Here is a 19,766-nt window from a genome sequence, read left to right as displayed (position 1 = left end):
CCCAGCCCCGGCGGTCGCTGCTACGTTCCACTCGAAAGCCCGGCGAAGCGGCCGGAACCGTGGCAGGTTGGTGCCTGACCAGGCTGGGAGGGGCTTGTGAGACGTATGACCGCACGACCCGCGAACTCCCACCAGGCCCGACTGCTGCGGCTGTTGCGTGACGGTGGGCCCAACTCCCGGGCCCAGCTGGGGGATCAGGTCGACCTGTCACGGTCCAAGCTGGCCGTGGAGGTGGACCGCCTCCTGGAGACGGGCCTGATCGTGGCCGACGGACTCGCCGCCTCCCGAGGTGGCCGCCGCTCCCACAACATCCGGCTCGCCCCCGCCCTGCGCTTCCTCGGCGTCGACATCGGCGCGACCTCGATCGACGTCGCGGTGACCAACGCTGAACTGGAAGTGCTGGGACACCTCAACCAGCCCATGGACGTACGCGAGGGCCCGGTCGCGGTCTTCGAGCAAGTCCTGTCCATGGCCGCCAAGTTGAGGGCTTCCGGGCTCGCGGAGGGGTTCGACGGCGCCGGCATCGGTGTTCCGGGCCCGGTCCGTTTCCCGGAGGGCGTACCGGTCGCCCCGCCGATCATGCCCGGCTGGGACGGTTTCCCCGTACGGGAGGCACTCAGCCAGGAACTGGGCTGCCCGGTGATGGTCGACAACGACGTGAACCTGATGGCGATGGGGGAGCAGCACGCGGGCGTGGCCCGCTCCGTGAACGACTTCCTCTGCGTCAAGATCGGCACCGGAATCGGCTGCGGGATCGTCGTCGGCGGTGAGGTCCACCGCGGGGTGACGGGCAGCGCCGGAGACATCGGGCACATCCAGGCGGTACCCGACGGGCGCCCGTGCGCCTGCGGCAACCGGGGCTGCCTGGAAGCCCACTTCAGCGGCGCCGCGCTCGCCCGCGACGCCAAAGAGGCGGCCCAGCAAGGACTTTCGGCGGAACTCGCCGCCCGGTTGGAGGCGAGCGGCGCCCTGAGCGCCGTCGACGTCGCCGCCGCCGCTGCCGCCGGGGACGCCACCTCGCTCGACCTGATCCGCGAGGGCGGCAACCGCACCGGCCAGGTCATCGCCGGTCTCGTCAGCTTCTTCAACCCCGGCCTGGTCGTGATCGGCGGCGGGGTGACCGGCCTCGGCCACACCCTGCTCGCCGCGATCCGTACCCAGGTCTACCGCCAGTCGCTGCCCCTGGCGACCGGCAACCTGCCGATCGTTCTGGGGGAGTTGGGCCCCACCGCCGGAGTCATCGGCGCCGCCCGGCTCATCAGCGACCACCTGTTCTCACCCGCGTAGACCGACCCCGTCCCGCTCGGCCCACTCCGTAGCCACGTCACCCGACACACACCACCAGCACAGCGCCCTGCTCTGCCCTGCGAGAAAACGCCTGCCCAGCAAGCGATCCACCCTGCAACCGGCCCGCACGCCCGCCAAGGGGAACCGTCATGGCACCAGAACCACCGCTGCTCAGCATGTCCGGCATCACCAAGTCGTTCCCCGGAGTCCGGGCCCTCGACGGCGTCGACCTCGACGTCCAGGCCGGCGAAGTGCACTGTCTGCTCGGCCAGAACGGAGCCGGCAAGTCCACCCTCATCAAGGTCCTGGCCGGCGCCCACCAGCCCGACGACGGCGTCATCAACTGGCGCGGCGAGCCGGTCACCCTGCGTTCACCGATCGCCGCCATGCGCCTCGGTATCGCCACCATCTACCAGGAACTCGACCTGGTCGAAGGCCTGTCGGTGGCCGAGAACGTCCACCTCGGCCATGAACCGACGACCGCCGGCTTCGTCGTACGAGGAAGGACGGCGAAGACAGCGACAGCGGCTCTGCTCGGCCGGCTCGGTCATCCGGAGGTCGATCCAGGGCGCCTGGTGGGGGAGTTGTCGGCGGCGCAGCAGCAGATCGTCTCGATGGCACGGGCGCTCTCCCACGACGTACGGCTGATCGTCATGGACGAGCCGTCCGCGGCGCTCGACCCGGAGGAGGTCGACAACCTCTTCCGGATCGTCGGCGACCTGACCGCCGCCGGGGTCGCCGTCGTCTACATCTCGCACCGCCTGGAGGAGATCCGCCGCATCGGCGACCGCGTGACCGTCCTCAAGGACGGCCGGGCGGTGGCGGGCGGGCTCCCCGCGAAGTCCACGCCGACCAGCGAGGTCGTCGCCCTGATGACGGGCCGCAACGTCGAGTACGTCTTCCCGGAACGCCCACCGACACCGCGGGACGCGGCCGGCCCGCCGGTCCTCGAAGTCCAGGGGCTCGCCAGGGAAGGCGAGTTCGCGCCCGTCGACCTCACCGTGCGGCCCGGCGAGATCGTGGGCCTCGCCGGACTGGTCGGGTCGGGACGCTCGGAGATCCTGGAGACCATCTACGGCGCCCGCAGGCCCACGGCCGGTCAAGTGCTGGTCGACGGGCACGTGTTGAGGCCGGGCAGCGTACGGGCCGCGGTGCGCGCCGGGCTCGGGCTCGCCCCCGAGGAACGCAAGGCGCAGGCACTGCTGCTGCTGGAGTCCGTCACCCGCAATGTGTCGGTCTCCTCCATGTCCCGCTTCGCACACGGAGGCTGGCTCGACCGGCGAGCCGAACTGGCCGCGGCCCGCGCCGCCACCCGCGAGCTGTCGCTACGGCCCGACAACCCCTCCGTACCCGTGCGCACCCTCTCCGGCGGCAACCAGCAGAAGGCGGTCCTCGCCCGCTGGCTGCTGCGCGGCTGCCGGGTCCTGCTGCTCGACGAACCGACCCGGGGCGTCGACGTCGGCGCCCGCGCCGAGCTGTACGCGGTCGTCCGACGCCTCGCCGACGAGGGTCTCGCCGTCCTGCTGGTCTCCAGCGAGGTACCCGAGGTGCTCGGCCTCGCCGACCGTGTCCTGGTCCTGCGCGAGGGCCGGGTCGTCCACACGGCACCCGCCCGCGAACTCGACGAACACCGCGTGCTCGACCTCGTGATGGAAGGAGCCCCCGTGGCCAGCACAAGTTCCGCGGCCGGCGAAAGGGGCCCCGCGTCATGACGCAGCCCGTGTCCCCACCGCGCGACACCACCGACAAAGCCCCGGCAGCCGGTCAACTCCCGCCCTGGCGAGGTGTGGTGGCCCGCGCCGACATCCGCACCCTCTCCCTCCTCGGTGTCCTCGCCGCACTGATCGTCGTCGGCGGCATCACCAAGCCCGACGAGTTCCTCGACACCCGCAACCTCCAACTCGTCCTCACCCAGGGCTCGGTCATCGGCGTCGTCACCGTCGGCATGACCTTCGTCATCATGTCGGGCGGTATCGACCTGTCGGTCGGCGCGATCGTCGCCCTCTCCTCGGTGTGGGCGACCACCGTCGCCACCCAGGAGTACGGCTTCGCGGGCATCCTCTTCACCGCGGTACTCGTCGGCGTGGGCTGCGGACTGGTCAACGGCCTGCTCATCGCGTACGGCGGGATGGTCCCGTTCATCGCCACGCTCGCCATGCTGGCCTCGGCACGCGGACTCGCCCTCCAGATCACCGACGGTGCGACACAGATCGTCACGATCGACAGTGTCCTCGACCTCGGCGAGCGCGACGCCTACGTCCTCGGCATCCCGCCCCTGGTGCTCGTCTTCGCGGTAGTGACGATTCTCGGCTGGCTGATCCTGAACCGCACCACCTTCGGCCGCCGTACCGTCGCCGTGGGCGGCAACGCGGAGGCCGCCCGTCTGGCGGGCATCGACGTACGCCGCCAGCGCCTCTACCTCTACCTGCTGTCCGGACTGTGCTGCGGGATCGCCGCCTTCCTGCTGATCATCCTGTCCGGCTCGGGCCAGAACACCAACGGGAACCTGTACGAGCTGGACGCAATCGCCGCCGCGATCATCGGCGGCACCCTGCTCAGCGGAGGTCGCGGCACCATCGTCGGCTCCGTCCTGGGCGTCCTGATCTTCACCACGATCACCAACATCTTCGCCCTGAACAACCTGCAGAGCGATGTGCAGCAGATCGCCAAGGGCGCGATCATCGTCGCCGCCGTGCTCGTCCAGCGCCGCACCGCAAGCACGACCTGAGGGAAGGGTTCACCGCCATGCCAGAGCCGACGCCTTTCACAAGCCGCAGAGGACTGCTCTTCGGGACCGCCGCCGTCGGGGCGGGAGTCCTGCTCACCGGTTGCACCAGCAACGATCCGGTGGACGAGCCCGCCGCGAACGACAACCAGCCGGCCGCCGCGGACACCCCCGGCAAGGCCGTCACCATCGGCTTCGCCGGACCGCAGGCCGACCACGGCTGGCTCAACGCGATCAACGACAACGCCAAGAACAGGGCGAAGAAGTACTCCGACGTGACGCTGGAGATCACCGAGGGCTCGAACGACACCGCCGCGCAGATCGGCCAGATCGAGACGCTGATCAACAAGAAGGTCGACGTACTGGTGATCCTGCCCGCCGACGGCAAGGCGCTCACCCAGGTCGGACTGAAGGCCATGCGCGCCGGCATCCCCGTCGTCAACCTGGACCGGATCTTCAACACCCCACAGGCGTACCGCTGTTGGATAGGCGGCGACAACTACGGCATGGGCTTCAACGCGGGGCAGTACATCGGCGAGAAGCTCAAGGACGTGTCCGACGCCAAGGTCATCGAACTCGCCGGCCTCGACAACCTGGAACTGACCAAGCAGCGCACCCAGGGCTTCGACGACGCCCTGAAGAACTACCCCAACATCAAGAAGGTCGCCCGCCAGGCCGCCGAGTTCACGGTCGAGTCGGGCCAGGCGAAGATGGCCCAACTCCTGCAGGCACAGCCCAAGTTCGACGCCCTGTGGAACCACGACGACGACCAGGGCGTAGGCGCGCTGCGGGCCATCGACCAGGCAGGCCGCGACGACTTCCTGATGGTCGGCGGCGCGGGCGCCCTCTCCGCCTTCCAGGCCATCAAGCAGGACAACGGCGTCCTGAAGGCGACCGTGCTCTACCCGCCCACGATGGCCGCCTCCGCGATCGACCTGGCCCGCGCACTGGGCCAGGGCAAGGGGGTGGGCGGCCTCTCCGAGTTCGAGATCCCCTCCTCCCTCACGCTCTACTCGGCGGTCGTCGACAAGAACAACATCGACCAGTACATGCCGACCGGCTTCAAGTAGAGGGACACCCAGCAGGGGCTCCAGAGGGCAAGGTTCCTGGCGCGCCCCTTCAAGGGGCGCGGGGAACTGCGCGACCAGCCGCAACGCACCCGCAGCCGGACCCACTGGATCACCCCCCCACCACGAGGAGGACATCCGCATGGCAGAGCCGCAGGCAGACAAGCCGGCACTGGGCGTCGGCATGGTCGGATACGCGTTCATGGGCGCGGCCCACTCCCAGGGCTGGCGCACTGCGGGCCACGTCTTCGACCTGCCCCGGCGCCCGGTGCTCGCCGCGATCTGCGGCCGGGACCCGGGTGCCGTCCGAGCGGCAGCGAACAAGCACGGCTGGGCGGCGGCCGAGACCGACTGGCGCGCCCTCGTCGAACGGGACGACGTCGACCTCGTCGACATCTGCACCCCCGGCGACAGCCACGCCGAGATCGCCCTCGCCGCCCTCGCCGCGGGCAAACACGTACTGTGCGAAAAGCCCCTCGCCAACACCGTCGAGGAAGCCATGGCGATGACAGCGGCGGCCGAAGAGGCGGAGCAGCGCGGCCAGTTGGCGATGGTCGGCTTCAACTACCGTCGTCTGCCCGCCGCCGCGCTCGCCCGTTCCATGGTCGCCGAGGGACGGCTGGGCAGCCTGCGGCACGCACGGGTGACGTACCTTCAGGACTGGCTGGTGGACCCGCGGTTCCCCCTCACCTGGCGACTGCGCAGAGAGACGGCCGGGTCGGGCGCGCTCGGTGACCTGGGCGCCCACATCATCGACCTCGCCCAGTACCTCGTGGGCGAACCCCTCGCCGGTGTCTCCGCCCTCACCGAAACCTTCGTACGGGAACGCCCGTTGCCCGGCGGCACGGTCAACGGCCTGACCGCCACCGCGACCGTCGGCGCCGGGCAGGTCACCGTGGACGACGCGGCCGTGTTCACCGGCCGCTTCGCCTCGGGCGCCCTCGCGTCCTTCGAGGCAACCCGGTACGCGACCGGCCGCAAGAACGCCCTGCGCATCGAACTCAACGGCGAACACGGCTCGTTGGCCTTCGACCTGGAACGACTCAACGAACTCGGGTACCACGACGGCACCGAACCCGGCACACACGCCGGGTTCCGCCGCATCCTCGTCACCGAACCCGATCACCCCTACCTGGACGCGTGGTGGCCGCCGGGCCACGGACTCGGCTACGAGCACACCTTCGTCCACCAGGCCCGCGACCTCGTCCTCGCGATCGCGGCGGGCAACCGCCCCCGGCCGTCCTTCACGGAAGGCCTCCAGGTGCAACGCGTCCTCGCGGCGGTCGAGGAGAGCGCGGAGAAGAACTCCGTCTACACACCCATAGCTGTCTCATCCGCATCGGTCTGAGGAGGCTCGACGAGAATGCCGCGCGACTTCACACTCTTCACCGGCCAGTGGGCCGACCTGCCTCTCGAAGAGGTCTGCCGTCTGGCCCGTGACTTCGGCTATGACGGTCTCGAACTCGCCTGCTGGGGCGATCACTTCGAGGTCGACAAGGCGCTCGCGGACCCTTCCTATCTGGCGGGCCGCCACCAGCTCCTCGACAAGTACGGCCTCAAGTGCTGGGCGATCTCCAACCACCTGGTCGGCCAGGCGGTGTGCGACGCCATCATCGACGAGCGGCACCAGGCGATCCTGCCCGCCCGTATCTGGGGCGACGGTGACGCGGAGGGCGTACGGCGGCGGGCGGCGGCGGAGATCGCCGACACCGCGCGGGCGGCGGCGGCCTTCGGCGTCGACACCGTCATCGGCTTCACCGGCTCCGCGATCTGGCACCTGGTCGCGATGTTCCCGCCCGCCCCCGAGTCGATGATCGACCGCGGCTACCAGGACTTCGCCGACCGCTGGAACCCGATCCTCGACGTCTTCGACGCCCAGGGCGTGCGGTTCGCCCACGAGGTCCACCCCAGCGAGATCGCCTACGACTACTGGACAACCCAGCGCGCCCTGGAGGCAGTCGACCACCGGCCCGCCTTCGGCCTGAACTTCGACCCCTCCCACTTCGTGTGGCAGGACCTCGACCCGGTCGGCTTCCTCTACGACTTCCGCGACCGGATCTACCACGTCGACTGCAAAGAGGCCCGCACAAGGCTCGACGGCCGCAACGGCCGCCTCGGCTCACATCTGCCCTGGGGCGACCCCCGCCGCGGCTGGGACTTCGTGTCCGCCGGCCACGGCGACGTCCCCTGGGAAGACGTCTTCCGCATGCTGCGCTCCATCGACTACCGGGGCCCCGTCTCCGTCGAGTGGGAGGACGCGGGCATGGACCGACTCCACGGCGCACCCGAAGCACTGACCCGCCTCAAGGCGTACGACTTCGACCCGCCGACGGCCTCGTTCGACGCGGCGTTCGGCAGCAGCGACTGAACCTGGCGCTCCTGACCGTTCCGGGGTGACGGCGCACCCCGGCGTATCGCACCCGCATGTACCACGAGCTCCATTCTGGAGGCATTCGTGCAGGCGAAAGTCGGCCCCACCCGCACCGCGAGAATCGAGCGTCACAGACGACACCCGGGGTTCCGCAGAGCGCTCGCCCTGTTCACGGGCGCGCCGCTCGCGGGAGCGTCACCGGCCCTGGTCGCACCCCAGGCCGGCGCAGCCGTCGCCGACCAGGCTGCCGCCCCCTGAGCGGCGGCGGGCGGGGGACGCCGGACCTCCGCCCGCCGCCTTCCTTGCCCTCCCGCCCCGCCGCCGGAGGGTGCGAACACCGCGCACACCGCGAACGGCAAGGAGGCCGCCCATGCCCACATCGTCGTCCCGTCCTCGAACTCGTGTGGGGGTATGGCTGATCGGAGCCCGCGGCTCCGTCGCCACCACCGTCGTCGCGGGCCGCGCCGCCGTGACAGCGGGACCGCGCCGCCCCACGGGCATGGTCACCGAGACGCCCCGTTCACGGACCGCGACCTCCCGGGCGCAGACCCCGGGCGCCCGACCCTCCGGCGAAGACAAGGAACACCGGTGAGCACCCGACCTGGCGCACCCTCCGCGGACGGCGCCCGCGACCGGACCGACCGGGACCGCGCCCGATCCGGGCCGCCGTCCGACCCCGCCCCTCCCCGCACCCCCCTGGCCCCACTCCGCTTCGGGTACGGAACCAACGGCCTCACCGACCTCCGTCTCGACGACGCCCTCGGTCTGCTGGCCGACCTCGGCTACGACGGCGTCGGTCTGACCCTCGACCACATGCACCTCGACCCGCTCGCCCCCGACCTCACCGAGCGCACCCGACGCGTCGCCCGCCGCCTGAACACCCTCGGTCTCGGCGTCACCGTGGAGACCGGCGCCCGCTACGTACTCGACCCACGCCGCAAACACGGCCCCTCGCTCCTCGACGCCGACCCGGAGGACCGCTCACGGCGCGTCGACCTGCTGCTCAGGGCCGTGCGCGTCGCCGCGGACCTCGGCGCGCACGCCGTGCACTGCTTCAGCGGCGCCCGCCCCGCCGACACGGACCCGGTCACCGCCTGGCACCGCCTGACCGAAGGACTCACCACCGTCCTGGAGGCGGCCACCGCAGCCGGCGTTCCCCTCGCGATCGAACCCGAACCAGGCCATCTGCTCGCCACCCTCGCCGACTTCCACCACCTCCGCCACGCGCTCGACGACCCTGCGGCGCTCGGCCTCACCCTCGACATCGGTCACTGCCAGTGCCTCGAACCCCTCCCTCCCGCGGGCTGCGTCCGTGCCGCCGCACCCTGGCTGCGGCACGTCCAGATCGAGGACATGCGCCGCGGAGTCCACGAACACCTCCCGTTCGGGGACGGCGAGATCGACTTCCCGCCCGTGCTCGCCGCACTGTCGGCCACCGGCTACCAGGGCCTGACCGTCGTGGAACTCCCCCGCCACTCCCACGCCGGCCCCCACTACGCCGAACACTCCCTCCACCACCTACGCCGTACAGCACCCTCCGCCACGAACCAGGCCGCCAACCTCCCCGAAACCACAGAGCCGGCCGCCCCGCCGCCCCGACCCGCCCCACCAGGTCCGCAGACCGTTCACCCCGGGATCGCCACCACCCCGAAGGACGCTCCCGTCACCCACCCCGCACCACCGGCCAGGCATTCCGCCACCCCCGTCGAAAGGAGAGCTGTATGAGCCCGCCCCGCACCGAACCGGGCGCCCCGGCGGCCGGCAACCCCCTCTCCCTCGCCCCACTGGACGATCTCCACACCCAGGTCACCGCCCACCTCGGTGAAGCCGCCCGCACCTGGCTCGCCCTCGCCCTGGACGAGGCAGCCGCCCGCTCCCACACCCAAGGCCCCATCTCCGCCTGGGAGTTGCGCCTAGCAGAAGCCGGTCGCCGCTGCGGCACCGACCAGGCCGACGCCGTACGCGTCCTGATCCTGAACGCCGCCCGGCCCGGCCCGGACGCCGTCACCCGTGTCTACCGACAGGGCACCGCCGCCGAACGCCGAGCCGTCCTGCACGCCTTGCCCCACCTGGTCGCGGGCCCCGACGCCCTCCCCCTCGTCGAAGACGCCCTGCGCACCAACGACACGAGCCTCGTCGCCGCGGCCGTCGGCCCGTACGCCGCCCGTCATCTGGACGCCCACAACTGGCGCCACGCCGTGCTGAAGTGCCTGTTCACCGGAGTGCCCGTCGACGCGGTGGCCGACCTCCACCACCGGGCCCGGGCCGACACGGAACTCGCCCGCATGCTCGACGACTACGCCGCCGAACGCACCGCCGCCGGCCGCCCAGTCCCTGACGATCTGCACCGCGTCCTGGCCATGACGGCGTCCGAAGCGAAGGAGCAAGGAGTCCGATGCGCATCTTCGACCCCCACATCCACATGACGTCCCGGACCACCGACGACTACCGGGCCATGTACACCGCAGGCGTCCGCGCCGTCGTCGAACCCTCCTTCTGGCTCGGCCAGCCGCGCACCTCTCCCGCCTCCTTCCTCGACTACTTCGACTCCCTCCTGGGCTGGGAACCCTTCCGCGCCGCCCAGTACGGCATCGCCCACCACTGCACGATCGCCCTCAACCCCAAAGAGGCGAACGACCCCCGCTGCACCCCCGTCCTCGACGAACTGCCCCGGTATCTCGCCAAGGACCGCGTCGTCGCCGTCGGTGAGATCGGCTACGACTCGATGACCCCCGCCGAGGACACCGCGTTCGCCGCCCAGCTCCAACTCGCCGCCGACCACGGCCTGCCCGCACTCGTCCACACCCCGCACCGTGACAAGCTCGCCGGCCTGCGCCGCACCCTGGACGTCGTAAGGGAGTCGGCCCTGCCCCCGGAACACGTCCTGGTCGACCATCTCAACGAGACCACCGTCAAGGAGGCGAAGGACAGCGGCTGCTGGCTCGGCTTCTCGGTCTATCCCGAGACCAAGATGGACGAGGAACGGATGGTCGCCGTCCTCCGCGGCTACGGCCCCGAGCAGATCCTGGTCAACTCCGCGGCGGACTGGGGCAGAAGCGACCCCCTCAAGACCCGCGGGGTCGGCGACCTGATGCTGGCGGAAGGCTTCACCGAGGACGACGTCGACCGCGTCCTGTGGCGCAACCCGGTCGCCTTCTACGGGCTCAGCGGCCGACTGGACCTCGAAGTCGACGCGACCGACGCCACCCACGAGGGCAACTCCGTCCTGCGCGGCGGGGAGTGACCGATGCGCTTCCGCCACCCCGACGGCTCCACCGTCCACCTCGCCTACTGCACCAACGTCCACCCCGCCGAAACCCTCGACGGCGTCCTCGCCCAACTCCGCGACCACTGCGAACCCGTACGCCGACGCCTCGGCCGAGACCGCCTCGGCATCGGACTGTGGCTGGCAAGGAACGCGGCCCACGCCCTGGTCACCGACCCCTCCGCACTGCGCCACCTGCGCACCGAACTCGACCGGCGCGGCCTCGAAGTCGTCACCCTCAACGGTTTCCCCTACGAGGGTTTCGGCGCCGAAGAGGTCAAGTACCGTGTCTACAAGCCGGACTGGGCCGACCCCGAGCGGCTCACCCACACCACCGACCTCGCCCGGGTCCTCGCCGGACTCCTCCCCGACGATGTCACCGAAGGCAGCATCTCCACCCTGCCCCTCGCCTGGCGCACCGCCCACGACCAGAAGCGCGCGGCCACCGCACTGACCGCCCTGGGCACCCTCGCGCGACGCCTCGACGCCCTCGCCGAACTCACCGGCCGCTCCATCCGCGTCGGCCTGGAGCCGGAACCCGGCTGCACCGTCGAGACCACCGCCGACGCGATCGCCCCGCTCACCAAGATCGGCCACGACCGTATCGGCATCTGCGTCGACACCTGCCACCTCGCCACCTCCTTCGAAGATCCGCACACCGCCCTGGACGCGCTCGCCCAGGCAGGCGTCCCCGTCGTCAAGTCCCAGCTCTCCGCCGCCCTGCACGCCGAACACCCCCACCTGCCCGACGTCCGCGAAGCTCTCGCAGCCTTCGACGAACCCCGCTTCCTGCATCAGACCCGCACGGCCACCGCCGCCGGCCTGCGTGGCACCGACGACCTTGGCGAGGCACTGGGCGGCGACGCCCTGCCCGACGCCTCCCCGTGGCGCGCCCACTTCCACGTCCCGCTCCACGCGGCCCCCGCCGCACCCCTCACCTCCACGCTTCCCGTCCTGAAGTCCGCGCTGACCCGGCTCGTCGGCGGCCCCCACCCACTCACCCGGCACCTGGAGGTCGAGACCTACACCTGGCAGGCCCTCCCACCCGAGCTACGGCCCCGCGCCCGCGCCCAGCTCGCCGACGGCATCGCCGCCGAACTAACCCTCGCCCGCGACCTGCTGACCGACCTGGGCCTGAAAGAGCTGCCATGAGCCCGCACCCCCGGACGAAGCCTCGCGACAAAGCCCCCCGTCCACCCCACCTCCCCCGTGCCGCCGACAGCCACCACTCGGCCACCGACGTGACAGCACTCCCGCTGCAACCGACCGGTCCCTCCTGACTGATCACCAGTGAAGCACCCACCACTGACAACGGCCCTTCACCCAGAGGAGCTCCAGGCATGAGCCGCACCCAGCACACGGACCCCGAACTGGCCCACCGCCTCAGCCGAAGAGGCATGCTCGGCGTGGCCGCGGGCGCCACCGCCGCCGCTCTCCTCGGGTCCGCCTCCCCGGCGACCGCGGCCACCTCGGCACAGACCACCGGCGCCGGCCGCGGCCGTCCCGTCCTGCCGCCCGGCCGACTCGGTATCCAGCTGTACAGCCTGCGGGACAAGGTCTCCACGCTGGGCTTCGCCCCCGTCTTCGCCGAACTGGAGAAGTACGGCTACGACGAGGTCGAGTTCGCCGGATACACCCAGGGCTCCGCCGGCCCCATCACCCTCGCCCAGCTCAAGCGGCTCGCCCGCAACCACGGCCTGAACCCGATCGGCAGCCACGTCGGCTACTACGCCGACGACCCGAACGCGTACACCTTCGCGCAGAACCTGAACAAGGTTCTCGACGACGCCCAGGCCCTCGGCCTCAAGCACATCGGCACCGCCTCCGGGCCGTTCCGCTACGGCTCCACCGTCGACGCCTGGAAGCGGGCGGCGCAGGAGTTCAACACGTACGGCGCGGCGGCCAGGGCGCGCGGCATGAAGTTCTACCAGCACAACCACTCCGAGGAGTTCTCCTTCGCCACCGACAACCCGAAGGTCCGGCTCTACGACGTCCTGCTCGCCGAGACCGACCCCAAGCTCGTGTACCTGGAGATGGACATCTTCTGGGCGTACTCGGGCCAGTTCCGCTTCTCGAAGCGGCCCGACGGCACACCGGCGCCCTTCGAGCCCCTCGACTACGTTCTCAGGCAGCCCGACCGCTACCCGCTCTTCCATGTGAAGGACGGCGTGAGCGACCCGGGCAACCAGTACGGCTACCGCATGACCGACGTCGGCGACGGGGACATCGACTACCAGCGGTTCATCTCCGGCGTCACCCGGCTGCGCGGCCACGGTCTGGCACACCACTGGCAGGCCGAACACGACAACCCGACCGAGTCCTTCACCTTCGCACGCCGCTCCAGCGAGCACCTCCACTCCCTGCGCGAGAAGTGCTGACGCCGCCGCGTACATGTGAAACCGCGCGGACCTGAAGCCGCGACCCGTGAGGCCCCGTGAACATGAGGCCCCGTAGACGTGAGGAGGGCCTCCCGGAATCCCGGGAGGCCCTCCTCACGCGCGCGTGCCGTCACCCGGCGGGCTGCGGCTCCACAGTCCGGGCAGGCGTGGTGCGGCCCGGCTGACGCAGCAGCAGGGCGATCACCGCCGCCACCATGGAGACGGTGCCCGCCAAAGCGTACGCGCCGTCATAGCCCCAGGCCGCGACCACCATGGAGCCGAGGCCACCACCGAACAGACCGCTGACCAGCTTTCCGCTGTACACCAGCCCGTAGTTGGAGGCGTTGTAGTTCTCCCCGAAGTAGTCCGGGGTGAGCGCCGCGAACAGCGGGTAGAACGCGCCGCCGCCGAAGCCGGAGAGAAAGGCGAAGAACAGGAACAGCGGCTCGCTCTTCGTGTCGCCCGCCCAGATCACCCCGAACTGGGCCAGGCCCAGGACGACGATGACGAACACCAGGGTGGATTTGCGGCCCCACCTGTCGGAGAGCCAGCCCACGACACCGCGGCCGATGCCGTTGATGACCGCCATGACGCCCATGGACGACGCGGCCACGAGCGGACCGAAACCCACCTCCTTGGCGAAGTCGACCTGGAAGGAGATTCCGAAGATCGACACGCCGGCGGTCAGCACGATGGAGAGCCACATCAGGGGGAGCATGCCTGTCCTGATGGCCTCCTTGGGCGTGTACTGCTTCACCGCGGGAGGGTTCTTGGCGAGGCTCGTGGCGTTCTTCTCGTCGCCGGCGAACGTCAGCGGATCGATGTCCGCGGGCCACCAGTTCTTCGGGGGATCCTTGAAGAAGAAGGCGGACGCCAGGACCACGATCATGATGTAACAACCGATCAGATCCAGGACCCGGTGGTAGTTCGCGGTGTCGAAGCCGTAGTTGAAGATGAAGATGAACGGCAGCGATCCGTACGCGAACCCGCCGTTGACGAATCCCGTTCTCGCTCCCCGGCGTTCGGGGAACCACTTGCCGACCATGTTGATACAGGTCGCGTAGACCAGGCCGGCGCCGATGCCTCCGACGACGCCGAAGCCCAGGATCGCCAGCCAGACGTTGCTCAGGTGCGACAGGGCGAGGAAACCGAGGGCACACAGGCCCGAGCCGGTGTACATGGCCTTACGGGCCGTCAGGACGCCCTTCTCCCTCAGCCAGCCCGCCGGAAAGGCGATGCCGGCCTGGAAGAAGACCCAGACACTGAGGATCCAGAAGGTGTTGCTCTGCGTCCAGCCGTGGGCGTGGGACAGGGTGTCCTCCGCCGAGCCGAACGCGTACTCGAAGACGCTGATGGCCATCATGGCGATCCACGGCAGGTACACCATGAACTTGCGGGAGTGACCGAGGATGTCCCGGTCCGTCTCGCCCACGCGGTAGACGCGGCCGTGGGGGTCGGTCACCTCTCGATAGGGACGGTGTGCGGCTTCGGGGTGGGTCGATGAGCTGTTCTTCGCGATGGGATCTGCCGTCATGTCAGGCCAATTCCTCCGTGTCAGGCCGTTTCCCTGCTGTCGTGTCAGGCCATTTCCTCGCCGAGCGGTTGGGGGTTGGGGGAGACCCGGCGGTTGGCCGCCGGCCTGCCCGGCGCCTTCAGGAACACCGCCAGTACGGCGGAGGCCAGTCCGATGGATCCGGCCAGGACGAACGCGCCCTCGTAGTCCCAGTGGTCGACGACGATCGCGCCGACTCCGGAGCCGACAAGGCCGGAGATGAGCTTGGAGCTGTAGACCATTCCGTAGTTGGAGGCGTTGTTGTTCTCACCGAAGTAGTCGGCGGTCATGGCCGCGAACAGCGGGAAGATCGCCCCGCCGCCGAAACCGGAGACCATGGAGCAGAACAGGAAGAACGGCATGCTGCCCATCTGGCCGGAGACCAGCACACCGAACTGCGCCGTGCCCAGCACCACACAGACGATGATCAGCGTGTGGCGTCGCCCGTAGCGGTCGGATATCCAGCCGATGACACCGCGGCCGGTGCCGTTGACGATGGCCTTCAGGGACATCGCCGTGGCCACGATCCCGCCCGCGAAACCCATGTCCTTGCCGAAGGGCACCTGGAAGGCGATACCGAAGATGTTGATCCCCGCCGTGCACAGCAGGCAGAACCACATCATCCACAGAACGGGCTGCCGGGCGGCCTCCCTCGGGACGTACTGCTTGACGGCCGGCGGGTTCTTCTCCAGGGCCCGGCGGATCTTCGGGTCGTCGGTGACCTTGAGCGGGTCCACGTGCGAGGGCCACCAGTTCTTCGGCGGGTCCTTGAAGAACCAGCCGGCCGACGCCACGACCAGGCACAGCCCGACGCCGACACAGGCCAGCACGGTCTGGTAGTTGCTCAGGTCCATGTACGACGTGAACAGGAACACGAAGGGCACCGACCCGTAGGCGAAGCCGCCGTTGACGAACCCGGTCTTGCCGCCCTTGCGCTCCGGATACCACTTGCCGACCATGTTCACGCAGGTCGCGTAGACGAGACCGGCGCCGATACCGCTGCACATGCCGAAGCCGAAGTAGGCCACGAGCACGTTGGGCGCGTACGCCAGCGAGAGGTAGCCGAGCATGGTGCCGACCGCGCCGATCATCATCGCCGTACGGGCGGGCAGTCTGCCGCTCTCCCGCAGCTGACCGGCGGGGAAGGCCACGGCCGCCTGGAAGAACACCCAGACGCCCATCAGCCAGAAGATGTGTCCGCTGTCCCACAGATGGGCCTCGTGGAGGGTGTCCTCCGCGGACGTGAACGCGTACTCGGCGGAGCTGATCCCCATCATGCCGATCCACGGCAGGATGACCATCCACCTGCGCCTGCGGCCCATGATGTCGACATCGGATTCACCGACGCGGTACACGCGGCCGTTGTGGTCCGTCACCTCCCGGTACGGGAGGGACGTCGAGTAGTCGATGGTTGTCATCTTGGTCAAGACTCCTTGCGTCGAAAGATCTGGCCAGCGCCCCCTGTCCAAATGCCTTTCGTGCGCGCATGGGTCCCGGGGCCGGCCGACGCGCACCGTCGGTCGTCCCCTTCGCCGGGTTACGTCATGAACCGCCCCCCAACTGCCGTGTGGCGCCGCACTTTTGTGGTGCGCTCCGAGGTCCGCACGTCAGATCCCCGTTCGCCGCCCTGTCCGTTGCCCGGAGCGTCCTGGTCGCTCCGTTCTCGAGTACTGCTTGGCACATTGCATACAGTCGACGAATACTGTATGAAGATTGTTATCCCGCATCTGATGGGTGATGTCCAGGGGGCGTGCAGCACTTTTAAGACGGGAGCCGAATCATGGACCTGTACGAGCACCAAGCCCGCGGACTCTCCGAGGAACACGGCATCCTCGTGCCAAAGGCGGGGGTCACCGACTCGCCCGAGGGGACAAGGGAGTTGGGCCGCCGGCTCGCCGACGATCCCGCCCAGGCCGTCCAACTCGCCCCCACCAAGAGGGAGTTCTTGGCCCCCTACGTCCCCCGCGGAACACGAGGACACTCTGAAGGCGGTCGGGGTCCGGGTGGGAAACACCCTTACCGGGACGGCCCGACGCCTACTCGCCGTTTTGCACGCCGACCACGAAACAGACCGTGCCGCCGGCCATGGCTGACAGCCGCTGATCGCCTGACCGTACGACCCCGCCGTGGCCCATGACCGATCCCTCCGTACCCCACGACGCCACCGTGTCCTGGGGTCCCTCACACGCCCCGCCCCCGACTGTGCACCGAGAGCGGAGACACCGCATGACCACCACCCTCGACACGACCCGATCCACCCACCTCGTGGTGAAGTCCGGCACGTCCTGGACCGACGCCTGGCAGCGCTGCCTCGCCGTCGCCCCCGAGGCGTTCCGCGACGACCGCGTCCTCAACCTCTGGAACTCCGCCTGGCAGGCGGACGGCCGGGCCCTGCCCGCCACCAGCCCGGTCGACGGCAGCCCCACCGCCGGCCCGCCGCGCCTGGACCGGGACACCGCCCGCCAGGCCGTACGCGCCTCCCTCGACCAGCACCGCGCCTGGCGGCACGTCCCGCTCGCCGAGCGGCGAGCCCGCGTCGCGGCCACCCTCGACGCCCTCACCCAGCACCGCGAACTCCTCGCGCTCCTGCTCGTCTGGGAGATCGGCAAGCCCTGGCGGCTCGCCCAGGCGGACGTCGACCGGGCCATCGACGGCGTCCGCTGGTACGCCGACGGCATCGAACCGATGGTCGCCGGCCGGGTGCCACTGGACGGCCCCGTCTCCAACATCGCCAGCTGGAACTACCCGATGAGCGTGCTCGTCCACGCGATGCTGGTACAGGCACTGGCGGGCAACGCGGTCATCGCCAAGACCCCGACCGACGGCGGTGTCGCCTGTCTGACCCTGGCCTGCGCGCTCGCCGCCCGTGAGGGGATTCCCGTCACCCTGGTCAGCGGCAGCGGAGGCGAGCTCTCCGAGGCGCTGGTGCGGGCGCCGGAGATCGGCTGCGTCTCCTTCGTGGGCGGTCGCGACACCGGCGCCGCGGTGGCCACGGCAGTCGCCGACCTCGGTAAACGCCACGTCCTCGAACAGGAAGGGCTCAACACCTGGGGCATCTGGAACTTCTCGGACTGGGACGCCCTCAAGGCCGTCGTCCCCAAGCTCTTCGACTACGGCAAACAGCGCTGCACGGCGTACCCGCGCTTCGTCGTCCAACGGGAACTGTTCGACGAGTTCCTGACGGCGTACCTCCCGGCGGTCCGCACCCTGCGAGTCGGACACCCGCTCGCCGTCGAGAAGGCCGACGACCCTTACCCGGCACTGGACTTCGGGCCCGTGATCAACGCGGCCAAGGCGAAGGAGCTGCACGACCAGGTCGCCGAGGCCATCGCCCGTGGCGCCGTCCCCCTGCACCGCGCCAGTGAGACCGACTCCCGCTTCCTGCCCGGCCAGGACACCTCGGCGTACGTCCAACCGGTCACGCTCCTGGGCCCACCGCCCTCCTCGCCGCTGCACCACGCGGAGCCGTTCGGGCCGGTCGACACCATCGTCCTGGTGGACACCGAGGCGGAGCTGCTCGCCGCGATGAACGCCTCCAACGGTGCCCTCGTGGCCACCCTGTCCACGGACGACCGGGCGACCTACGACCGGCTCGCCCCGCAGATCCGCGCCTTCAAGGTCGGCCACGGCAAGCCGCGTTCGCGGGGCGACCGCGACGAGCTGTTCGGCGGGTTCGGCGCGTCCTGGCGCGGCGCGTTCGTCGGCGGCGAACTGCTGGTGCGCGCGGTGACCCGGGGACCGGCGGGCGAACGGCTGCCCGGGAACTTCCCGGAGTACCAACTCATGCCGTGACCGGCGGCTACCGGGCGGCGCCCGTGCGGGGGCGCCGCCCGGCCGACATCTCGTGCACACACGTCGACGCAACAGTGAGGTGGCGATCATGACGAAGGCTCTTGAGGGGATTCGTGTCCTGGATATGACGCATGTGCAGTCGGGTCCGTCGGCGACGCAGTTGCTGGCGTGGCTGGGTGCGGATGTGGTGAAGGTGGAGGCGCCCGGTGGTGACATCACGCGGCGTCAGTTGCGGGATGTGCCGGATGTGGACTCGCTCTACTTCACGATGCTCAACTGCAACAAGCGCAGTGTCACCCTGAACACGAAGTCGGAGCGGGGCAGGGAGATCCTGACGGAGTTGATCCGCCGGTCGGATGTGCTGGTGGAGAACTTCGGGCCGGGAGCGGTGGACCGGATGGGTTTCACCTGGGACCGGATCAGGGAGATCAACCCCCGCATCGTGTACGCGTCGATCAAGGGCTTCGGCCAGGGCCCGTACACCGGCTTCAAGGCGTACGAGGTGGTCGCCCAGGCCATGGGCGGCTCGATGGCCACCACCGGTTTCGCCGACGGGCCGCCGATGGCGACCGGGGCACAGATCGGCGACTCCGGAACCGGTATCCACTGCGTGGCAGGCATCCTGGCCGCCCTGTTCCAGCGTGAACACACCGGACGGGGACAGCGGGTGAACGTGGCGATGCAGCACGCCGTCCTCAACCTGTGCCGGGTCAAACTACGCGACCAGCAACGCCTGAACCACGGCCCGCTGCCGGAGTACCCGAACGAGGACTTCCACGACGAGGTGCCCCGTTCGGGCAACGCCTCGGGCGGCGGCCAGCCCGGCTGGGCCGTGCGGTGCGCACCGGGCGGCCCCAACGACTACGTGTACGTCATCGTCCAGCCACCCGGCTGGAGTCCCCTCGCCACCCTGATCGGCCGGCCCGAACTCGCCGACGACCCCGACTGGGCCACCCCCGAGGCACGACTGCCGAAACTGGCGAAAATGTTCCAGCTCATCGAGGAATGGACTTCGACCCTCCCGAAATGGCAGGTCCTGGAACAGCTGAACGCCTACAACATTCCCTGCGGGCCGATCCTCTCCACCAAGGAGATCATCGAGGACCCCTCCCTCACCGACAACGACATGATCGTCACCGTCGAGCACCCCGAACGCGGCCCGTTCACCACGGTCGGCAACCCCCTCAAACTCTCCGACTCCCCCACCCACATCACCACCCCACCCCTCCTCGGCCAGCACACCACCGACATCCTCATCGGCGAACTAGGCCTGGGCGACGAGGAACTGCGGCTGCTCAGGGCGCAGGGCGTGATCTGACCGGAGGCGGC

General features: G+C 69.9%; 16 protein-coding genes and 2 pseudogenes. 16 read left to right on the top strand and 2 right to left on the bottom strand.

Translation table 11 applies throughout. The annotated features are described in order from the left end of the window. Nucleotides 1-105: 105 nt before the first annotated feature. The 13 genes and pseudogenes from PV734_RS06750 to PV734_RS06690 all read left to right on the top strand — a co-directional run bounded on the left by PV734_RS06750 (nt 106) and on the right by PV734_RS06690 (nt 13,093). On the top strand, nt 106-1,287 hold the full coding sequence (locus PV734_RS06750) for an ROK family transcriptional regulator (RefSeq protein ID WP_319094726.1): 1,182 nt from the start codon (nt 106-108) through the stop codon (nt 1,285-1,287). A gap of 149 nt (nt 1,288-1,436) precedes the next feature. Further along, a complete protein-coding gene (locus PV734_RS06745) occupies nt 1,437-2,999 on the top strand; it encodes a sugar ABC transporter ATP-binding protein (protein WP_319094727.1) in 1,563 nt (520 codons plus the stop codon). Continuing rightward, nucleotides 2,996-4,015 (top strand): ABC transporter permease, encoded by a 1,020-nt coding sequence (locus PV734_RS06740; protein WP_319288925.1) that lies wholly within the window; start codon nt 2,996-2,998, stop codon nt 4,013-4,015. Before PV734_RS06745 ends, PV734_RS06740 begins: the two co-directional genes overlap by 4 nt. Nucleotides 4,016-4,032: 17 nt before the next feature. Next, complete coding sequence (locus PV734_RS06735) at nt 4,033-5,082, top strand: substrate-binding domain-containing protein (protein WP_319288924.1); 1,050 nt, start codon at nt 4,033-4,035, stop codon at nt 5,080-5,082. Nucleotides 5,083-5,221: 139 nt separating this feature from the next. Next, entirely contained in the window at nt 5,222-6,427 is a 1,206-nt protein-coding gene (locus PV734_RS06730) for a Gfo/Idh/MocA family oxidoreductase (RefSeq protein ID WP_319288923.1), read from the top strand. 15 nt (nt 6,428-6,442) lie between these two features. After that, on the top strand, nt 6,443-7,447 hold the full coding sequence (locus PV734_RS06725) for a sugar phosphate isomerase/epimerase family protein (RefSeq protein WP_319094731.1): 1,005 nt from the start codon (nt 6,443-6,445) through the stop codon (nt 7,445-7,447). 87 nt (nt 7,448-7,534) lie between these two features. Next, a complete protein-coding gene (locus tag PV734_RS06720; protein WP_319094732.1) occupies nt 7,535-7,708 on the top strand; it encodes a hypothetical protein in 174 nt (57 codons plus the stop codon). 112 nt (nt 7,709-7,820) lie between these two features. Beyond that, a pseudogene (locus PV734_RS06715) lies at nt 7,821-7,967 on the top strand (myo-inositol-1-phosphate synthase); the annotation flags it as partial. Nucleotides 7,968-8,146: 179 nt separating this feature from the next. After that, nucleotides 8,147-9,175: a sugar phosphate isomerase/epimerase family protein gene (locus PV734_RS06710; RefSeq protein WP_319094928.1), complete on the top strand. Its 1,029-nt coding sequence runs from the start codon at nt 8,147-8,149 to the stop codon at nt 9,173-9,175. After that, complete coding sequence (locus PV734_RS06705; protein ID WP_319094733.1) at nt 9,172-9,876, top strand: EboA domain-containing protein; 705 nt, start codon at nt 9,172-9,174, stop codon at nt 9,874-9,876. Before PV734_RS06710 ends, PV734_RS06705 begins: the two co-directional genes overlap by 4 nt. Beyond that, complete coding sequence (locus tag PV734_RS06700) at nt 9,846-10,694, top strand: TatD family hydrolase (protein ID WP_319288922.1); 849 nt, start codon at nt 9,846-9,848, stop codon at nt 10,692-10,694. The genes PV734_RS06705 and PV734_RS06700 overlap by 31 nt, the downstream gene beginning before the upstream one ends. Before the next feature lie 3 nt (nt 10,695-10,697). Beyond that, nucleotides 10,698-11,867 (top strand): metabolite traffic protein EboE, encoded by a 1,170-nt coding sequence (eboE, locus tag PV734_RS06695; RefSeq protein WP_319288921.1) that lies wholly within the window; start codon nt 10,698-10,700, stop codon nt 11,865-11,867. A 188-nt stretch (nt 11,868-12,055) separates the two neighbouring features. Continuing rightward, the gene (locus PV734_RS06690; protein ID WP_319288920.1) at nt 12,056-13,093 is read left to right on the top strand and encodes a sugar phosphate isomerase/epimerase; all 1,038 of its coding nucleotides are present in this window, start codon (nt 12,056-12,058) and stop codon (nt 13,091-13,093) included. Between the two features lie 130 nt (nt 13,094-13,223). Here PV734_RS06690 and PV734_RS06685 read toward each other — a convergent pair whose 3' ends face one another. Both PV734_RS06685 and PV734_RS06680 read right to left on the bottom strand, forming a co-directional pair. Further along, nucleotides 13,224-14,627 carry an OFA family MFS transporter gene (locus PV734_RS06685; protein ID WP_319094738.1) on the bottom strand — a complete coding sequence of 468 codons (1,404 nt, stop codon included), beginning with the start codon at nt 14,625-14,627 and terminating at the stop codon, nt 13,224-13,226. Between the two features lie 44 nt (nt 14,628-14,671). After that, nucleotides 14,672-16,063, bottom strand: coding sequence for an OFA family MFS transporter (locus PV734_RS06680; RefSeq protein WP_319094739.1), 1,392 nt, complete (start codon nt 16,061-16,063; stop codon nt 14,672-14,674). A 362-nt stretch (nt 16,064-16,425) separates the two neighbouring features. Here PV734_RS06680 and PV734_RS06675 point away from each other — a divergent pair. The 3 genes and pseudogenes from PV734_RS06675 to frc form a co-directional block, all read left to right on the top strand. Beyond that, nucleotides 16,426-16,539: pseudogene (locus tag PV734_RS06675) on the top strand (succinate--CoA ligase subunit beta); the annotation flags it as partial. 332 nt (nt 16,540-16,871) lie between these two features. Then, nucleotides 16,872-18,437, top strand: a complete 1,566-nt coding sequence (locus PV734_RS06670; RefSeq protein WP_319094740.1) for an aldehyde dehydrogenase family protein — start codon at nt 16,872-16,874, stop codon at nt 18,435-18,437. Between the two features lie 85 nt (nt 18,438-18,522). After that, entirely contained in the window at nt 18,523-19,755 is a 1,233-nt protein-coding gene (frc, locus tag PV734_RS06665) for a formyl-CoA transferase (RefSeq protein WP_319094929.1), read from the top strand. Nucleotides 19,756-19,766 lie beyond the last annotated feature (11 nt).

Source organism: Streptomyces sp. AK08-02 (assembly GCF_033795085.1).
GTDB classification, from domain to species: domain Bacteria; phylum Actinomycetota; class Actinomycetes; order Streptomycetales; family Streptomycetaceae; genus Streptomyces; species Streptomyces echiniscabiei.
This window is presented reverse-complemented; position numbering and strand designations above follow the sequence as displayed.